General features: G+C 39.9%; 20 protein-coding genes. 9 read left to right on the top strand and 11 right to left on the bottom strand.

Annotated features, from left to right (window positions below; all coding sequences use genetic code 11):
• Positions 1-13: 13 nt before the first annotated feature.
• Entirely contained in the window at positions 14-2347 is a 2334-nt protein-coding gene (locus L1068_RS04080) for a GH92 family glycosyl hydrolase (protein ID WP_237129299.1), read from the bottom strand.
• A gap of 185 nt (positions 2348-2532) precedes the next feature.
• Between L1068_RS04080 and L1068_RS04075 the strand changes: the two genes are divergently transcribed.
• On the top strand, positions 2533-3564 hold the full coding sequence (locus L1068_RS04075) for a substrate-binding domain-containing protein (RefSeq protein ID WP_237129213.1): 1032 nt from the start codon (positions 2533-2535) through the stop codon (positions 3562-3564).
• A 54-nt stretch (positions 3565-3618) separates the two neighbouring features.
• On the opposite strand, the gene L1068_RS04070 is transcribed toward L1068_RS04075, so the two are convergent.
• Positions 3619-5130 carry a serine hydrolase domain-containing protein gene (locus L1068_RS04070; RefSeq protein WP_237129212.1) on the bottom strand — a complete coding sequence of 504 codons (1512 nt, stop codon included), beginning with the start codon at positions 5128-5130 and terminating at the stop codon, positions 3619-3621.
• A gap of 203 nt (positions 5131-5333) precedes the next feature.
• On the opposite strand from L1068_RS04070, the gene L1068_RS04065 reads away from it, so the two are divergent.
• Positions 5334-5714 (top strand): MerC family mercury resistance protein, encoded by a 381-nt coding sequence (locus tag L1068_RS04065; RefSeq protein ID WP_237129209.1) that lies wholly within the window; start codon positions 5334-5336, stop codon positions 5712-5714.
• A 94-nt stretch (positions 5715-5808) separates the two neighbouring features.
• Here the strand turns inward: L1068_RS04065 and L1068_RS04060 are convergent, their stop codons facing one another.
• A complete protein-coding gene (locus tag L1068_RS04060; RefSeq protein WP_237129208.1) occupies positions 5809-6981 on the bottom strand; it encodes an MFS transporter in 1173 nt (390 codons plus the stop codon).
• 120 nt (positions 6982-7101) lie between these two features.
• On the opposite strand from L1068_RS04060, the gene L1068_RS04055 reads away from it, so the two are divergent.
• Positions 7102-7899, top strand: a complete 798-nt coding sequence (locus L1068_RS04055; RefSeq protein WP_237129206.1) for a helix-turn-helix transcriptional regulator — start codon at positions 7102-7104, stop codon at positions 7897-7899.
• Positions 7900-7920: 21 nt separating this feature from the next.
• Here the strand turns inward: L1068_RS04055 and L1068_RS04050 are convergent, their stop codons facing one another.
• Entirely contained in the window at positions 7921-8664 is a 744-nt protein-coding gene (locus L1068_RS04050) for a transporter substrate-binding domain-containing protein (protein WP_237129204.1), read from the bottom strand.
• A gap of 178 nt (positions 8665-8842) precedes the next feature.
• On the opposite strand from L1068_RS04050, the gene L1068_RS04045 reads away from it, so the two are divergent.
• From L1068_RS04045 to L1068_RS04030, 4 genes are all read left to right on the top strand, one after another.
• Complete coding sequence (locus L1068_RS04045; protein WP_237129202.1) at positions 8843-9532, top strand: hypothetical protein; 690 nt, start codon at positions 8843-8845, stop codon at positions 9530-9532.
• 193 nt (positions 9533-9725) lie between these two features.
• Positions 9726-10463, top strand: a complete 738-nt coding sequence (locus tag L1068_RS04040; protein WP_010559453.1) for a hypothetical protein — start codon at positions 9726-9728, stop codon at positions 10461-10463.
• 16 nt (positions 10464-10479) lie between these two features.
• The gene (locus L1068_RS04035; protein ID WP_237129200.1) at positions 10480-11478 is read left to right on the top strand and encodes a histidine kinase; all 999 of its coding nucleotides are present in this window, start codon (positions 10480-10482) and stop codon (positions 11476-11478) included.
• A 5-nt stretch (positions 11479-11483) separates the two neighbouring features.
• Positions 11484-12227, top strand: a complete 744-nt coding sequence (locus L1068_RS04030; protein ID WP_237129198.1) for a LytTR family DNA-binding domain-containing protein — start codon at positions 11484-11486, stop codon at positions 12225-12227.
• An 18-nt stretch (positions 12228-12245) separates the two neighbouring features.
• Here the strand turns inward: L1068_RS04030 and L1068_RS04025 are convergent, their stop codons facing one another.
• A complete protein-coding gene (locus L1068_RS04025) occupies positions 12246-13175 on the bottom strand; it encodes a LysR substrate-binding domain-containing protein (RefSeq protein WP_237129196.1) in 930 nt (309 codons plus the stop codon).
• 125 nt (positions 13176-13300) lie between these two features.
• Between L1068_RS04025 and L1068_RS04020 the strand changes: the two genes are divergently transcribed.
• A complete protein-coding gene (locus L1068_RS04020; protein ID WP_237129195.1) occupies positions 13301-14071 on the top strand; it encodes an isocitrate lyase/phosphoenolpyruvate mutase family protein in 771 nt (256 codons plus the stop codon).
• 64 nt (positions 14072-14135) lie between these two features.
• On the opposite strand, the gene L1068_RS04015 is transcribed toward L1068_RS04020, so the two are convergent.
• The 6 genes from L1068_RS04015 to L1068_RS03985 form a co-directional block, all read right to left on the bottom strand.
• Positions 14136-14531, bottom strand: coding sequence for a biopolymer transporter ExbD (locus L1068_RS04015; RefSeq protein ID WP_237129194.1), 396 nt, complete (start codon positions 14529-14531; stop codon positions 14136-14138).
• Positions 14532-14798: 267 nt separating this feature from the next.
• A complete protein-coding gene (locus L1068_RS04010; RefSeq protein WP_237129193.1) occupies positions 14799-15134 on the bottom strand; it encodes a 5-carboxymethyl-2-hydroxymuconate Delta-isomerase in 336 nt (111 codons plus the stop codon).
• A gap of 44 nt (positions 15135-15178) precedes the next feature.
• Positions 15179-15481 carry a hypothetical protein gene (locus tag L1068_RS04005; RefSeq protein WP_237129192.1) on the bottom strand — a complete coding sequence of 101 codons (303 nt, stop codon included), beginning with the start codon at positions 15479-15481 and terminating at the stop codon, positions 15179-15181.
• A gap of 746 nt (positions 15482-16227) precedes the next feature.
• Complete coding sequence (locus L1068_RS03995) at positions 16228-16548, bottom strand: DUF2513 domain-containing protein (protein ID WP_237129191.1); 321 nt, start codon at positions 16546-16548, stop codon at positions 16228-16230.
• Positions 16549-16771: 223 nt separating this feature from the next.
• A complete protein-coding gene (locus L1068_RS03990) occupies positions 16772-17905 on the bottom strand; it encodes a PepSY-associated TM helix domain-containing protein (RefSeq protein ID WP_237129190.1) in 1134 nt (377 codons plus the stop codon).
• Between the two features lie 479 nt (positions 17906-18384).
• A complete protein-coding gene (locus tag L1068_RS03985) occupies positions 18385-18780 on the bottom strand; it encodes a VOC family protein (protein WP_237129189.1) in 396 nt (131 codons plus the stop codon).
• Between the two features lie 15 nt (positions 18781-18795).
• Here L1068_RS03985 and L1068_RS03980 point away from each other — a divergent pair, with 15 nt between their 5' ends.
• Positions 18796-19068, top strand: coding sequence for a ribbon-helix-helix domain-containing protein (locus tag L1068_RS03980; RefSeq protein ID WP_237129188.1), 273 nt, complete (start codon positions 18796-18798; stop codon positions 19066-19068).
• Positions 19069-19075: the final 7 nt, after the last annotated feature.

Here is a 19075-nt window from a genome sequence, read left to right as displayed (position 1 = left end):
TCTTATTAAAATTTTAATGCAAAGTATTTGAGTTTTTCGGGTTGCTCAGTGACGGTGGACGCGACGATAGTGCATTGCCAAAGGTTTTATTTGGCTTTGCAGACATGGTGAATTCGAGGGTGCCACCTGAGATAATATCGTCGTGCGTAATGTAACTGCGATTTAATGGTTTGCCATTAAGCGTTACTTGGCTTACAAATTTGTTATCTTTCGATAGGTTCTTTGCAAGCACGGTAAATCGCTTTTTATTGGTAAGTTTTAAGGTGATTTTTGGCAGTTGTGGTGCACCGAGTGAATAACTTAAATCACCCGGTGCAACAGGGTAAAAACCCATCGCCGAAAAGATATACCATGCCGACATTTGCCCTACATCGTCATTACCAGCAAGGCCGTCAGGTTTGTCGGATGATAGAGTATCCATAATTTGGCGAATACGTGCTTGTGTGCGCCATGGCTCACCGGCGTAATTGTATAAATAAGCAATATGATGGCTTGGTTCGTTACCGTGAGCGTATTGGCCAATTAAACCCGCAATGTCTTCATGCTCTTTGATTTTTTCATAGGCAAGTTCCGTTTCAAAAAGCTCATCAAGGCGTGCAATAAAGGCTTTGTCACCACCTTTTAAGTTAATTAAACCGTGCACATCTTGTGGCACATAAAAGCTGTATTGGTAGCTGTTGCCTTCGGTAAATGCGCCCATGTATTTGGCTTCTTGTGGGTCAAAATCTGGGTTCCAAGAACCATCTTTCATGCGCCCGCGCATAAATTTAACACTTGGGTCGAATACATTTTGATAATAAGTTGCACGCTCATAGTACTCAGCTGCAAGTTCCTCGTCGCCAAGTGCTGTTAAAAACTGGCCAATGGCATAATCGTCGTAAGCGTATTCAAGGGTAATCGAGGTTGATTCGGGTAATACATCAAGTGGCACATAGCCATAGTGTTTGTATTCTGGAATCGCATCGTAATGCGGGTGGTTTGCGGTTGCTAAAATGGCTTCTTTAGCAAGGGCAACATCAAAATCTCGAATACCTTTTAGGTAGGCGTCGGCAATAACCGACACCGCATGATAGCCGATCATGGTCCAAGTTTCGTGGCCATGGAATGACCAAATAGGTAGCATTTTGTCATAGCTTTGCTGGTAATGATCAAGCATTGAGGCAATCATGTCAGACACTTTGTCTGGCTCGACATACGCTAGTAGCGGATGAAGTGCGCGGTAGGTATCCCAAAGCGAAAACAAAGTGTAATGGGTGTGATCTTTTGCTTGGTGGATTTCACCATCAACACCGCGGTATTGGCCGTTAACGTCTTGATACACACTTGGCGCTTGCAGCGCATGATAAACCGAGGTGAAAAACTGACGTTTTTGTGAAAGTGAGCCTTCAATGTCAAATTTATCGAGGGATTTATGCCAAACATCGTCTGCTTGCTTTACCACGTTATCGAAATTCCAATGGGGAATTTCACTGTTTAAATTTTCAAGAGCATTGGACTTGCTCACCGCAGAAATACCCACCTTAACTAATAGCGGGTTGCCTTTTAAATTATCAAAATCAGCGACTACTTTAAGGGCTTTGCCTGCAGCTTCTGGAATTTTGTAATTAACAATGGTTGATGGCTTTTTACCGCTGCCTTCGCTTAAACAGCCATTACAGCGATAACGGCTGTTATCGAGGTTAATTAGTTCAATGTCTTTAAAAGGCTTTGAAAACTCAATAGCAAAGTACATTTGACGATTGTTCGCCCAACCATTGGTTGCACGGTAAGCCAAGATAGTGCGGTCGTTGATAACGCGCACATCACTCCAAATTACTTTGTTTTTAAAGTTATAAATGCCATGGGTTAAATCGAGCAGTACGCTGCCTTTGCCGTGTTCTTTAAAGGTGTATTTATGCATGCCAACACGTGTGGTGGCGGTTAATTCAGCATTTATTTTGTAGTCTTCAAGTAAGACTTGGTAATAGCCAGGTTTGGCACTTTCGTTTTGATGGTTAAAGCGTGAGCGGTATCCTGAATCGGGGTTTTTGGCTGTGCCCGCATCTAGTTTTACCTCTCCTGTAATAGGCATCATCAGTAAATCACCTAAATCTGAATGCCCTGTGCCACTAAAATGAGTATGCGAAAAGCCAACAATGGTGGTGTCATCATAATGATAACCCGCGCAGCGCTTGTAAATTTCTGGTTGAGGGTCAACACCGCGAAACACCGAATCGGTATCTGGGCTTAACTGCACCATGCCAAAGGGTACAACGGCACCTGGAAACGTATGGCCATCACCACCGGTGCCAATAAATGGGTCTACATATTGGGTATTTGCCGATACAACAGGGATTGTCAGCATCATTGCACCGCTTGCAAACAGGGTGAAAGCGGTGTTTTTTGTACGTTGCCAGTGCTGGCTTATTGTTTTCATTGTGTGCCTCATGCCGAAATAAAACAAAAATGGAACGTTCCAATTTTTGTTTGAATATACTGATCAGTTTGTTAGAATACAAGCCATAATAACCAAATTTATAGCTGGTAAGCTGAGTGGTAAATCACACCTCTTCATTAAATAAATCACTAAAAGCGTCACCTCAACAGGATGAAAAATCCGTTACAGTTCATGATGTTGCCCGCGTTGCTGGGGTATCTAAATCAACTGTATCGTTAGTTTTACGCGGCAGTGAAAAAGCAAGTGCAAAAGCAAAAGAGAAAGTGCTAAAGGCGATTGAAGAAACCGGTTATGTGTATAACCGAGACGCTGCTGCCATGCGCAGTAAATCATCTGACTTAGTGGCCATTGTTATTAACGATTTAACCAACCCCTATTCGGCGAAATTGGCGGTGGCACTTGAAAAACATGTGCGTCAGTTGGGGCTAATGGCAACACTGGTTAACACCAGTGAAGATGTTGAAACGCAAACGCAAATTGTTGGCAAATTAAAAGAATATCGCGTTAAAGCCTTTATAATTTGTCCTGCACCAAATACTGAAGCGATGTGGCTTGAAGAGCTGCAAACGATGCAAACCCAAGTGGTGAGCATTATGCGTCAAGTAAGCGGCAGCACTATACCTTGCGTAATTCCTGATAATGAAAAGGGGGTTTACACCGCCACCAAAGCACTAATAAAACGTGGCCATAAGCACATTGCGTTTATTGGTGGGGATGATGCGATTTCGGATTATCACCAGCGATTATTAGGTTTTAACAACGCCATAAATGAACACTCAGATGTAAGCTCTTGGGTATTTAATAGTGCGACTAACCGCCAAGGCGGACGATTGGCGATGTCGATGTGCTTAGAAAAAGTGCCTTCAATCGAATCGGTTATGTGCTTTAACGATATTGTGGCTTATGGCGTGATGGAATATTTAGCCGAACAAAATATTAAACCAGGTATGGATATTGGCGTTATTGGTTTTGATGATTTAGACGACTCTAAACTAATGAGTGTGCCGCTAAGTACAGTTAAAATTGACGCGGACGATATAGCCAAAGCGGTGTGTGAAATCTTAAAAGGCGATGAGCCGGAAAACTTAAAACAAGTACCTGTTAGCCTAATTGAGCGTAGCTCTTAAGTTTTAGCTTTGTAAGCATCAGTCGAGAGTGTCTCGGCTGATGCTTAATGCATATTAGTTGTTATTAAGCAGTTTGCTTAGCTGCAACGCATTATGTGAATTTAGCCCCACACTGGCGCTAACAGATTTACGTGTTGCAACGGCTTGCCGACTCACAAAGTAGTCATAGCTTTGCCCTTCATCAGTTGAGACAAAATTAAAAGCTAATTGTTGCTCATTCAGTGTTAAAACAAACATATTAGCAGAGACAGGCGTGAGTGTTTCGCTATAACTTACCCCTTGTGCGTCAAGCGCTGGCATCGAAACCTGTAGCTTGCCCGATATGTTTGTAATGGTTAAATCCAAACCATAAATGGTGTATTCACCAGCGAATTTATCAAATAACTCAGTGTTAACCGCTGGTAATTCAAATGGCTCTGGTTCTGGCAGCACATTTACATGTTTAAGCGCTGCAATCAATGTGCCTGATAAGTTATCTGATTCACCGCTGCTGAGCACTGAAATGGCTAAATCATGATCTGGGAATACATAAAACAAGCTGGTGTAGGCATTCGCATTGCCACCGTGTTCAAAATGCCTAATTGGATACCATTTGTTGTCATACATAAAACCATCGCTGACAAACATGCCATAGCCATAATGAACAGGCAGCGGGTTGGGTATTAATACGTGTTTGCCGCTAAGTGTTTGCGAGGATGCCTGTGTTAGCACATCTTCGTTACCTTTAAGTAAGAGCTTTGCCAAATTAAGCATTTCTGTTGGCGTTGACCAGGTATTGCCCCCTGCAGGCAATACGACTTCTGAGCTAAGTAATTCATCAATACTGGTATGCTTTTTAATTTGATCATTAGCGTCATTAATACTAAGCGCAAAATTACCATCGGCTTTTACTTTTTCATTTGAAAATGTTGAACGTGTCATAGCGAGGGGGGTAAGCACTTCTTGCTCAACATAGCTTGCATAATCAAGCCCACTTTCTAACGCGATAACGGCGCCTAAGTAAGAATAGTTAGGGTTAGAATAGTTGTAGAAAAGACCTGGTTGGTTAAGTACGCCGTTATCAATGGTGTATTCATCTCGCATAAACGAAATTAAATCTGAATCTTCACTAATACCTTCATAGTCATCTTCAAACGCACCTTTGTGAGTCATTAACCATTCAAGTTCAATTGCTTGCCAAAAATCGGTGTGTTCAATAGGGAAGTTTATATTGGGCAAGTGATCAACAAGTTTGTCGTCTAGCGCTAAACGATTTTGTTCAACAAGTTGAAGTGTGGCAATACTGGTAAGTACTTTGGTGGTAGAACCGATTTGAAAAAGGGTATTTTTATCCGCTTTTTCATTACTATTTGGCTGCTTATTGCCAACGGCATCAGCAAAAACAACTTCGCCTTTATGGTAAATAGCAACTGAAATAGCACCCGCATTATTATTGATGCGGTCTTGTTCTGCTTGTTGCATTAATGCTGAGGGCGGGGTTATTGCAACATCATCGTCTTTTTTTGATGAGCCGCCGCAACCAGCAAGTAATAGTGTAAATGTAATTAAAGAGAGCGTGTGTTTCATTCTATATTCCTTGATAAAAAGTAACAGTAAATAGACTATAAAATGCGCAGGGGCTGTTTTCTGTAAGTGTTAGTGAGGCTTTGTGAGAATCTGTTGCTTTGTGTAAGTGTATTGTTGCGATTTTTAGGCTGAACTCATAATCTATATTGATAATAAACTTAGAGATGTTATATTGTTGCATTATTTATTGTGAGAGTCCGTTTGTGCAACAACGTCTAGATAAATTAGCCATTAGTATTTCTTCATTGTGTATTATGCACTGCTTGTTATTGCCAATTGGTATTGTGCTTATCCCTTCAATTGGTTTACAAATGCTTGCTGACGAAGCGTTTCATCAAATGCTGGTTGTGTCAGTGTTATTAACCAGTTGCAGTGCGTTGTTTATGGGCTGCAGACGACATAAAGCATGGCGTGTATTAGGCTGGGGCTTAAGTGGGCTATTACTCTTAATTGCTGCAATATTATTTGGCCATGATTTTGGTGAGCTATTTGAAAAAGGGTTAACCTTGATTGGCTCGCTTTTTGTAATTATTGGGCACATTCAAAACTATCGTTTGTGTAAACAGCTTGAATGTAGCCATTAAACCTGTCCCGAATAAATTCTTGCTTTAAAACATAGTATGCGTGTTAAGTATCTAAAATATTTAAATGCTTAACACGTATCGATTACAGAAAAAGTTACACAAAAGTTGCTTCTTTTCGTGCCAAATGTGGGTTAATAAACTGACTCAATACAAGTGAACAAAACGCAAGCACAGCACCAAAATAAAATACTAATGAATTATCGTAAAGCCACACTAAACCAAAGCTGGCAGGAATAATGACTGCAGCAATATGGTTGATGGTGAAACTTACCCCAGCCGTTGCCGCAATGTCTTCAGGGCGAGCGATTTTCTGGAAGTAGGTTTTTATAGCAATTGCCATCGCAAAAAAGATATGGTCAATCACATATAACACGGCAGCGCCGGTTGCACTTTCGACAATAGCATAGCCAATAAACACAAAAATTAGGCCAATATATTCGATTGATAAGGCGCGCTGTTCGCCAATCTTACCGATCATTTTGCCAATTTTTGGTGCAATAAAAATATTTAGTAAGTGATTTAGCATATAAAGCGCTGAAATTTCAGCAACGCCATAACCAAACTTTTCTACCATTAAAAACCCAGCAAACACCATAAAGATTTGGCGCCTTGCACCTGAGAAAAATGTAAGTAAGTAGAAGAGGGTATACTCTTTTCTTAAAATCAGTTTTTTATGCTGTGAAGTGTGTTGTTGAAACTCTGGGTGAGATAACCAAAGCCAAAGAGTAGCAAGTAAGCCAATGCCGCCAACCAACAAATAAACAAATTGATATGAGGTTGCCATAAAGGTAAATAAGAACCAAATCATGGCAAATGCGCACAGTGATGCAATTGATTTGATAGACAGCAACTTACCGAGCTTTTCAGGCGCTTCGTCTTTACTAAACCACTGCAAACTCAGTGATTGATTAATCGTCTCATAGTAGTGAAAACCAATCGACATAAGTACTGTGGTTGCGTACAAACCATAAACTGTTGGAAATAGCCCCGTAAGTGCTACACCGATTACTAATAGCGCGAGAGAAATAAGTGCAAAGGTTTGCTCTTTTAATACCAGTAATACAAACACCGCAGTAAAGGCAAGAAACCCCGGTATTTCTCGAAGTGACTGTAACATGCCTATGTTGGCGCCGTTAAAATTAGCGGCTTCAATCGCAAAGTTATTTAACAGCGCATTCCACGTTGAAAAGGTAAATGCCATTACTGCACCGGCAATAGCTAAAAAGCTAAAGGGACTGGCTTTATAAGATTTGATAGCGTTAAGCAAAGTGACGCTCCTGTCGGTTTTGAATAAGAACGTTAAAAGTGTAAAGCAGTAACGCTTTGTCATGTTATCGAATATATGACATTCTATTTATAAAATCAGACAAGATTATAATACTCATTAATGAACCAATGGCGCTCAACTCCTTCTCGCTTTAAAAAGAAAACCCTTGTTAGGCCAGTGTTGCCAAGAGCCACCAATATGCCGCCGTGGGAGCATGTAAAAACTCATAAACATACTTGGGGGCAGCTTGCTTATACCAGTAATGGTGTACTCACGCTTTTTACTCCCGAAGGTAAATTTATTATTCCGCCGCAACAGGCGCTTTGGTTACCACCAGGGCTTGAGCATGAGAGTTTTTGTCGCTACGGCGGTAAATTTCGCAGTGTCTATATTGATGAAAAGTATACCGAGCGCTTAGGCACATCTGCCAAATCAATTGAAGTAGACAATGTACTCCGTGCGCTTATTTTAGAGATCTGCACGTGGCAAGATGACTATCAATTAGATGATAAAACTCAGCGTTTTATCGATGTGTTTATTGACCGTATTGAACTTGCCAAAGAAACTAACTTTGTGATGCCACTAAGTGAAGATGTACGTTTAATGCCAATTATTAGTGAGCTTTTAGCCAACCCTGGGAATAAACTCACCATTGAACAGTGGGGTGAAAAGGTGGGTGCATCAAGCCGTACCCTGAGTCGTTTGTTCAATAAGCAAATGAATATGGGCTTTTCACAGTGGAAACAAAAGCTTAAAGCATTTAAAGCGGTAGAGTTATTAGAAGCAGGGTATCGTCAGCAAGATATTGCACATCAACTTGGCTTTGAATCGGTGTCGGCATTTAACACCGCATTTAAACATTATTTTGGTGTCGCCCCAAATGCCTATGTAAAATCACATCTCGTAAATAAAAGCTGACTTATAGTATGGGTTTTGTGATTACTTAGCACCGTATTTAGCCAAAATAGCGTCAATTTTTCCGCTTTTTTGTAGCACCAAAAACGCTTTTTTTAGTTTGCTAACAAGCGTAGGTGAAACGCTCTGTTTGCTGAATGCAAAATAAACCGCAGCCTTGTTTACAATAAGCGGATGAATTTTCAAGTTTGGCATTGCCGTGCCTTGTTGTTGTTCAAACATGATATTGAGTTTGGCCTCAAGGTAACCTGAAATACGCTGTGATTTTAATAAAATGGCTTTGGTTTGATTATTTGTCACCCAAACAATTTTATCTTTATTCCGTTCAGACTGTGCCAAGGAGTTCATAAAGGCTTCACCGTAGAACGACCCTGTTTGAATAGCAACGGGATTATTTAGCGAAAAAAGCTGTGTTACTTGGGTGATTTCTTGACTCATGGGTGGGCTAACAAATACTAAGGTTTCAAAACGTTGCGGACCAACAAAGTAGGCAAACTGCTCGCGTTCGTCGGTTTTAGTAACCGACATCATCAAATCAATTTCACCATTTTCGAGCAACTTAAGCGAGCGTGCCCAAGGTAAATCGACAAAATCGAACTCGCAGTGTGCTTCATTTAATAATAGCTCGGCGAGTTCAACATCGAGCCCTTGCCAGCGGCCAGTAACTTTCTGTGATTGTGCAGAATATTGCTCAACTCGCACGGTAATGTCACATGAAAACAAATCACATGCAAAAAGAACCAGTGCTAAACAAACATACTTGAGCATAAGGGCGGTCACAACAACTAAACGTAAAGTAATAGCCTACCTTAAGCATGGGTTGCTTTAAATCAAAAATGACTACTTTTTTGCGTTGAATCACAAGAGTGGAAATAATTGTTTGAAGCAAAAGATTACATGTGTAATTATTGTGGTTAAGATTACATTTGTAATTAAAAGGATGTATATGAAATATTTAACACTCTTATTGTGTTTATTTTTAACTGCGTGTGCTAATACACAGTTGCATTTAGTGACAAAGGGCTACTCTAAAAATGAAGTTGCTGCCTTAAAAAGTAGCTTGAGCGAGCAACTCATAAAGCAAAAAATTGATGTGGTGTTGAGCGATATTCCACTGCCTGCGATTTTTCCTGATGCATCGCTTGCCTTAAACCCAACCTACAATCAGCCAGAGGTGATAGCGCTGCTTGATAATTGGCTTTTGGCGAACGGCCATAAAACATCGCGCGAATTTCGCTTTAGCGAAGGCAATCATTATTATTCCAAAGCACATTTAGGGCTTTATCTGCGAAAACCAGGCAGTAAAGAACAAGTAGATTTACCGCCTTATTTACGCACACAGTATTGCGATGTTGCCGACGGCACACTCGCGCTTAACAAAGACGGACAAGCGATTTTAGAATACGAACTATTAGGCGATGGCAGCGATAAAATCGATACACTTAGCGGCCAATGGTTATTTGAGAATAATCATCTTACAGTCGATTTTAAAGAAATAAGCCAAACATTTAAGTTGGCAAAGGAAGAAAAACAAACGCATTTAGGCCCGCGCCCCGCTGATGTGTATAAACCCACAAAACAATTGTCAAAAAAGCATATTCTAAACTGTGAATTCTTGATTATTTATATTAATTAGCACTTTTAAACTGCTGATTTCCGCTTATAACGCAGCCAACTTTCGGCTTTTACGAGGGGAAAATCATTTATTTGATTTTTCCCCCTGTTAATTCTTATTTTTCCCCCACTTGTTGTTTTTGCATTAAAACGCGAAGTTTTTGTGGTTAGTCTAGACCCTATCAGCTCATAACGACTAACAGCGAGATAACAACATGAATAACAACAACGTAGAAAAACAACTGACTGTACAAAAACGAATTAACGCAGCACTTAGCATTGGCCTAGTGTCACTGGCGGGCTATGTTGGCCTTGCTAAGCCAACGGTAGCTGAATTTGAAGAAATTAGTGTCGAGCGCTTAAACATTGTAGAGAAAAATGGTTATAACCGCATGGTACTTGCTAACTCAGATAAATCGCCAGGTGCCATTAAGCAAGGTAAAGAAGTGTTTAAACACAATTCACCGCGCCCAGGTATGATCTTCTATAACGATGAAGGTACAGAAAACGGTGGCTTTGTGTTTCGCGGCGAAAAGGTAAACGACAAAGTAAATCACGGTTTGCACATGTCATTTGATCGTTACAACCAAGATCAAACTTTAATGATGCAACACATCGAAATGGATGATTACATGATCACCGGCTTAACAGTGATGGATAGACCAGACAGCGCGATGGACTTTGACATGACCAACCGCTTTATGGAAGCGCAAAAAGCAGGCGATACAAAAACCATGAATGAAATTGAAAACTACATGGTTGAGAATAAATTACTCGGTGCACGTCGCGCATTTTACGGCACGCTAAATGGAGATTCTCGCCTGCAATTAAATGATGCAGATGGTAAAAAACGTATTCAAATGGTCGTAACGAAAGACGGTGAAGCCAAACTAGAGTTTTTAGATGCCAATGGAAAGGTTATTATGCGCCTTCCAGAAACCGCCGAACAATAATAATAGGAATTAGCACGTGCCAAAGGCAATTAATTATCTGGTTCTATTTGTATTTTCATTGTTAATAGTGCTTTACGCAGCACTATTAACAACCCCGAATAGGCAAAGCCTTAATATTCATTTAGATGCGCCGTTTTGGATATTTTTACAGTGCGTAATTGCCCAGTGGCTAACCCTTAAGGTTTATCGCGTTGTAAAACATGGTAACAGCTCAATAACGGCGCACATTGCTAAAGTGTTTTTTGTCAGTAATTTAATGTTTAGTACCTTAGTGACTTCGCTTGTTATAGCGCTTGAAACTGCCATTGGCATTCAGCAAGTCGATAGCATGCACATTGTTGCAACACTTGGTATGAACGCCTTGTTACATGCGTTAGTAGGGGCTTATTCGCTGGCTTTTGAGTTGGTAACAAGACTGCAAAGGCAGCAATTAATTTTGGCGAAAAAAGACAAAGCCTTGCTCGATAGCCAAGTAAAAACTCTGCAACAGCATATCGACCCGCATTTTTTATTTAATAACTTAAATGTATTGTCGGCCTTAATTGTGAAAGATCCCGATGAGGCAGAAGAATATTTAGCCCAGTTCAGCGATATTTATCGTTATATTCTTGAACATAAGTCAAAAAATTTAGTGCCACTTAGCCATGAATTGGCGTTTGCTAACCATTATATGGCACTTATCAATACGCGCTTTAATGGTGCTTACACGCTCAATGTGACACAAGGCGAGGGGACAAACACATCAGAAATTATCCCGTGTGCGCTGCAACTTACCATTGAAAATGTGGTAAAACATAACGCAGCAAGTAGCGATAACCCGCTTGAGATCACGATAGATATTCAAAGCGATTGCATCGTAATTACAAACCCGCTTCGCTTAAAAGAATTTAAAGCACACTCGAGCAAAATCGGTTTGACGCATTTAAATGCCCAGTGCCAAGCCATTTTTAACCAATCAATTTTAGTAGATGAAAGCGACGGTCATTTTTCACTCACATTGCCTCTTGGAGTTTAAGTAGCATGAATATTGTCATTATTGAAGATGAGCCGTTAGCGGCGGAAAAACTGGTTAATTACGTCACGCGTTTTGATGCTAATGCCACTGTGCTAAAAATATGCGACAAGGTCGCCGATGTAATCGCGTTTTTTCAAACTGAACCCGAAGTTGACCTCATTTTTTCTGATATTGAATTGCTCGACGGCCAAGTATTTAACGCCTTTGCGGAAATCGATTTACCTTGTCCGGTTATTTTTACGACCTCGTATAATGCATTTTGGACCGAGGCTTTTGATAACCAAGGCATCGCATACTTATTAAAACCCTTTACCTATAAGCGCTTTACAAATGCGATGACAAATTATGAATCGTTAAAAGCGAACCTTAGTCAAACCAAGAAGCTAATTCAAAATCAAAGTGAAAAACGCTATAAATCCCGTTTTTTACTAAAACACGCCAATGCCGTGAGCATTTTAAATGTAGAAGATGTGGTGTGCATTCGCGCAGCGTCAGGCGTACTTTCGGCGTACGATAGTGCGGGCAATCACCATCTGTTATCGGGCAATTCGATGACCGAGCTTGAAGCCGAGCTTAACCCCGATCACTTTTTTCGACTGAATCGTAGCGATATTGTAAATATTCACTTTGTTACGTCATTTGAAAACTACGGTAAAGAAACGCTGGCGGTAAACGTAAGTCACATTAACGAGGCACTGATCACCAGTAAAACACGCACCAGCGAGTTTAAAAAGTGGTTAGCGAGTTAACGGCGAACAGATTGGATTTCACGTACCAGGTGGGTTGTTGTTACCCGTTGAACTCATTTCACTTTTTAGCCAAGCTGTAAACGCAGCAAGTCGTTGATTACTTTTAAGCGCTGTAGGGTAAACAAAATAGCGCTTTACTGTATTTGGGTGCGCAATATTAATCGGCACACATAATTTGTTCTGTGCAATTAGTTCTTTGCATAAGTACTCTGCTGCTAAGGTAAATCCATGACCGTTTAGCACAGCGTTGATTGCCATATCGGTACTTGGCACATAGGTCCATTTATTATGAGTTTGATAGTCTCGGTTATTCTCTGATTCAAACCAGCTTGCCCAATCATAAGGGTTGGGGTTATCTAAACTTACAAGCCAAGTGCTCAATAGGTCGCTTGCTTCGCTAAACCTCTGTTGTTGCTGAAGCGACATAGCACACACTGGTAACACCTTATCCTCACCAAACTGTTCGCATTGATAATTTTTAGGCGTATGCTGCTCTACTGTTTGCCCAAATCGAATCGCTAAATCAATATCGCTGTTAGCTAAGTCTTCGAAATTAGGTGATGGCACCACGTTTATTTGAATATTGGGATATAAATTTGCAAATTTACTAAGCCTAGGCATTAGCCATAAGTTAGTAAATGCCACAGTGGAAGTAATGGTTAAACTACCAAACAGATCGTTTTCTCGAAGTGTATTAAGTGCCGTTTGCACTGTATTGAGAGCGTTAAATGTGGCCGTGTAGAAGTGCTTACCGTGCTTTGTCAGTACCATGTTTTTGTTTTGTCTGTTAAACAATGTAATACCTATAGCTTGCTCTAATATTCGCATTTGTTGGCTAACTGCGGCTTGTGAAATACATAACTCTTGTGCCGCTAATCCATAACTTTGGTGGCGTGCAGCTGCTTCAAACGTACGTAATAACTTTAGGTTAGGTAGACTTTTAAACATGGCTTTAGGCTATCGTTTTTCAGTATTATAAGTTTATCTTATAATACAAGTCGATTTATATCGTTGGTTTAGTAACACTCTATTACGCACACTACGCCTAACATTTATTTAGTTAGGAAAACATAATGACTTATACACACTTCAATCAACTGCATTTTGGTGAAACAGCAGTATTAATAGCTAACGTGTGGGATGTACCTAGCGCGCTCGCAGCAAAACACGCTGGCTTTAATGCTATTGGTACATCAAGTGCTGCGGTTGCCGCTCAATTTGGCTATGAAGATGGTGAAAGCATGCCGTTTGAAACGTTACTAATGGTTGTTGAACGTATTTTAGTAAATACCGATTTACCACTGACGGTCGATTTGGAATCTGGTTATAGCGATGATCCAGAAGCGGTTGCAGCCAATATTATGCGACTTGCAAACCTAGGTGTCGTAGGTATAAATATTGAAGACAGCAAGGTGAATAACGGTACCCGAGTGCTCAAAAGTGCAGATGAGTTCGCCCGTTTTCTTTCACACATTCAACAGGTATTAAAGCAACATAACTGTGATGTGTTTATAAATGTGCGCACTGATACCTATATTTTAGAGTGCGACGATACACTACAAGAAACCATTAAACGTGGGCAGCTCTATCAGGCAGTTGGCGCAACGGGGCTGTTTGTACCATGCATTACTGACCTTAACGAGATTTCAAAAGTAGGCGAGTGTGTATCATTACCGTTAAATGTGATGTGTATGCCAGATCTAGCTGATTTTGATACGCTAGCGAAGCTAGGAGTAAATCGTATTAGTATGGGGAATTTTGTGTTTGAGAAGCATCAAACTAATTTATCGACACTTTTATCAACAATTAACAAACAAAAACGCTTTACAGCACTTTTCGGTTAAATTAACAGTTTGGGTAATATTTGCTGTGTGAAACAAGGCTAACAATACGGTTAGCCTTTTAATTTTATAGTGCGCTGCCCAGTGATACTGGTGCTGAGGTATAGCCTTTAATTTCATTTAACAAATGCACTAAGGTTTTATGCGTGCTTTCTTTATCGGCAGTTACTGAAATAGCGGTAATGTCGCCATTGGCATCGAGTCGAGCTAAATTAATGGCGATTGAATGTGGGTCAATTTGCTTATTATTTAGCATTACACGATTATCTTCGGTGATGTGAAATTGCGGCGTAACTGTTTGCGTAAGCGTTTGTTTGTTTTCTTTCATACGGTTTAAATCAAGCGCAGTTGGCCGATTAAAGCTGGTGGTAACAATAAAAAAGATAAGCAGAATAAACACAATATCAAGCATTGGGTTCATGTCTACTTCTGCGTTTTGCGTATGAGCGTTTTGTTTGGCCACGTAAGACTCCTCGTTGATTGATATTTTTCCATCAACTTAAGCCTAGGCAATAGTTGTAACTCGCCATTTAACCCATTGTTAATATTAATGTTTAGTTATATTTTAGTTGTACTGATTAGTTACACTTTAGTAAGCGGGAGGGGGTTGGATATTTAGAAAATGACTAGAAAAACTGATACGCGGAGAGATGTATTAACGTTGCGAAACTGAGACGGCCGTGTTTTATTGGCTAAACGCTAACAGTTTCGCTTGTAAAATTCGCAAGCCTTACACAATTACTTTTGCATAGCTAGCACGGTCAATATCTTGCACTTCTACAGAGATTGAGCTGTTTGTCAGTGAAAGACCGCTTAATTTATCTAATACGGTATTTGATAGCATCGTTTTTTGTTCGACTGTGCGCCCTGAGAGTATTTTAAGTGTTACATGCACAAACTTAAGGTCAACAACACCAGTTTTGTACTCTGAAAATGAAGTTGCTCTGACTTTAATATCGCTGCCCGTCGGTTCAAACAATTCAGACGCTAAAGCGCCGCTATGAACAGCTTCAATTAGTATTTTTCCATTAATGTTATCTGAATGCTCAATTACACAATGTGGCATTAGATTCTCCTGTATGTGTTTTTTTCATGGGGTTAAAGGGCTTGTTATACGTTTTTACTACTGATTATATTATCACAGGCATTAGTAACATCGGTCCGATAATACTGTATTGTTTCAGCCAGCTCCTTGTCTGCTTTTATAAGAAAATCAACAGAGCAATTAGGACGAACATGCTTTAAAGGTAAATGGTCTGTTTCTGATTCAATAAGACTGAATACATGATACTCAGTGTCCCAACATTGCCCATATTTTTCGTTGCCAATACGGCACAGTGCAATTATGTTATCTAAGTAGTTTTCATCACTTTCCAGCAATTTTTTTGCGATTTTCGCTGCTTCTTCAGACATTTTTTGATACCAACTATTGAAATGCTCGCATTAAACGTGCCGAACACGGAAGTGGCTTTGTGGTATGTTGGAGCGAATCGGAAACGCAAAGCTACCGGAGTTTTTGGCGTCGTTTTTAATACGTTTGTTACATTTTTGACTGTACATAGCCCAGAATATCGATAGGTTTGCCACCTTGATGGTAATAGTTATCTAAGTTGTAAGCCATATTTTCGAGCGGAGCATCATTATATCCATAGCTTAGGATTTCTTCGATGTACCGAGTTATAAAATTTCTTGCACCAATCAAGTTTCACTGAGCCACATGAACAAGCTCGTGAAAATGTAGCCGAAGGTCATTCGCGTAGTTTTTGTCAAGATAATAAGTATTCTTGTACGTTATTCCACTGACTTCCATGTCAATGAAGGTGCCAAGTCCAACTTCACGTAATTCTGGAAAATCAGGTTTTGGAATTTTATCTACAAGAACAAAATATGATTTTTCTAAGAATCCCTCTGGGAAAAACCAGAAAAATCAGAGCTAAATTTTGTACATAGTATTCGCTGGGATTGATATTCTGTATTTATTGAATCAATCTTTTCTTCAATTAGATGTATCACAACATTACCCAAAGAAATGTAACGCCTCGTTTAGAGGTGAAAATTATTGGTAAAAAAAACGACGAAGGAGTGCAGTTTACTGTTTTTGCGATCCTTTGGTTTAGGAACTTGTCAGGTAGCAAGTGCATCGGTAATTAATTTTTTTGCTAATGCAGTAATGACAGAGCGACACCTTTTTCTCTCGAGGAACTCTTAATTTTATTCCACGTTGTATCTGCTCTTACTTTATCCAAAAACTCATGACCGTCCCATGTTAATTCAAATGGTAATACTCGGACTACTCGAGCACTTGTTCCCGATGTAATAGGTTCGCACCTTAGAAAACCTGCATCATTAAGTAATCTGCAGTGATATGCGATTTGAGCTTTATCAAAACCGGCTATTTCTGGATATTCTAACATTGCTGAATCTGGCTTATTTTCAAATAGAAATAGCAAGCTTCTTATTAATTCAAAATCGCGATTCATCAAAACACTCCATTTGATACTAACAGCTTATTAGTGCGCATTTCGATTTAAGGAAGTTATCCACATCCATAAATCTTCAGGCTAATAACTGTTTTATTTAATAATTTCCGTAGGTTACCAATAGTTTTTGATGTGGGTAATGTAAAATTGGTTTGAAAAAGACGTGGAGCTGGCACATAAAAAAAGGCTAACCCTCTGGTTAGCCTTTTATAGTTTGATGATATTAAGCTGTTTCTAGCGCTAGTTTTGCTTTGCGTGCGCGATAGTTTTGCCAGCGGCGCCACGATAGCATAATGCCTGTATAAACGAGCAAACAGGCTAATAATGAGGCGAGGCCTGCGATGGTTTGGCCGATAATGCCGTACGCTTCGCCTGTGTGTAAAAAGCGAATGTAACTACTTGCTTTGCGGTAGCTTGATAGGTCGTCAAATGTGAGAGTTTGCAATACCTTGCCAGACTGGGTATCGATTGTTACCGTTAAGCGTTTTTGTGGCTCGCCCCCTGTACCGGTATCAAGGCTAAACGCTATTTTATCCATAGGTTTAGTAGCAAGTGTAAACTGTGCGCGTTGCCATTCTGGTGTGTGGTTAATTGCATTTTCAAATAGCAAATTAAGCGATTTTGGTGTGCCGTTATTTAATGGCGACACTTTTAGCTGCTCGACTTTCGCACCGTTAGATACCATTTCTTTTAGGGTGTTTCCCGGCCATTTAAAAGAGAAAAAGAACGCAGTTGCAATGAGTACCGCAAGTACCGGCGCTAAATAAATGCCATACACATTATGCCATTGGTAATCGCGCGCATTGGTGTTTGGGTAAGACTTAGCAAAAGTAAGCTTTTGTTTAAACGCACGTTTGTTAAAGCGTTTTGGTAACCACAAATAAAGGCCCGAAAGCACTAACACAAAGAAAATAATATTAGCGATGCCATTAACCCAGCGACCTGTCTCACTAAACTTACCATCAAGGGTTAGCCAGCGATGAAAAGCGCGTAATTTACGCATGAATGTTTTGGTGGCAAGCCCTGGTTCGTTAATTTTTTCACCGTTGTATGGGTTTAAATAGGCAAGGGTTTTGCGGCCTTCTTTAATTTGAATAAAGGCGTTTTGTTCGTTTCTAATCGCAATACTTAACGGCTTTTTATGCTCTAAGGTATTGGCAATAGCCTTGATTTGTTCAAGCGTCAGTTTTTGTGTGTTAGCAGAAGGTGCTTGGGGATAATCGTGTTGCTCTGCGCTATGAATAATCTGGCGTTCATAGGTAAGTAGCGCACCGGTGGCCGACATTAAAAAAATAAATAGGGCAGCGATGCAACCAATAATTAGGTGAAGCCAAAAAAAGGCTTTTCTTATACTCATATTTTATTGCTCATTATAACGGTAGCGGCGAGCTAAGCTTGTGTAACTCGCTGCTTTACATATTTGATTGACGGACCAAATGTGCTTTAAACGCTTCAGTGAGGCAAAATGTGGCGGACAAGCTGTATTTTTAAGTTAGCCGTTTAATTTTGCTTTAAGTAAACGTTATTTTCTTTAAAGGTTGCGGGCATTCTAAGCAAGCGGCAATAAAATTGGAATAGTTAATGATAATAATTATTGTTAATTTTGCACTATAGGAACTATTACCTTAAACGTTCCCGTTCTAGACTAAGTACTTGTTTTATAATTAAATGTATTAACTGGTTAGCGTTTTATTAAAGCGATAAATATTGTTGCATGTAGAATTAAGTACGCTGGCAAAAGTGAAATGTGAGTTAATACGCAAAATGGCGATTTTGCGTATTAGAAGACGCGAACACAGCGTAAGCATTTGTTTTACTCTGTATCCGCATTGTGATTTAGTTAAACGTATCTGAACGCTCAATTACTTCAATCGCGTAACCGTTTGGATCGTTGATGAAAAAGAATTTCGCAACGAGTGAATCACCGTTATAAAACTCTTTAACGTCTTTTGGTTGATAACCAAGAGAGACTGCTTTTTGATGTAGTGCTTCTATATTTTCGGCGCTTACTGCGAGGTGGCCGTATCCGTTACCCAAATCATACTGTGCTTTTTGGTCAAAATTTACAGTCAGTTCAAGTTCAAAATCTGACTCATCATTACCTAAGTAAATTAAGCAAAAGCTATCGAAAGTAATCCGGCGTTTTTCTGTTAAGTTAAGTATGTTTTGATAGAATTGAAGTGACTTTGATTCGTCTACTACGCGGATCATACTGTGAATCATTTTTGCCATTGTTAGGAATACCTTATGTGTGAATTATATGCTCAAGAGCCGCAAACATCTTACGATAGCACTAAGCGTTCAATACGCATTCAGGGGGTGGTGACAAGTATTTCGCTAGAAAATAAAATCTGGCAAATTCTCGAGCGTATAGCAGCCGATGAAAAAGTAACAGTGCCGGAGTTTATTTCCACCTTGTATCAAGAAGTAATTGAACGCCATGGCAGTGTTAAAAATCTCGCATCAATGCTGCGTGTAACGTGTTTAACCTATGCGCTAAATAGTAAACCACTTTGTTAATTAACGG

The organism is Pseudoalteromonas sp. MMG024 (assembly GCF_021654175.1).
Classification (GTDB): domain Bacteria; phylum Pseudomonadota; class Gammaproteobacteria; order Enterobacterales; family Alteromonadaceae; genus Pseudoalteromonas.
The sequence above is the reverse complement of the archived record's forward strand: the minus strand, read 5'-3'. Positions and strand labels throughout refer to the sequence as shown.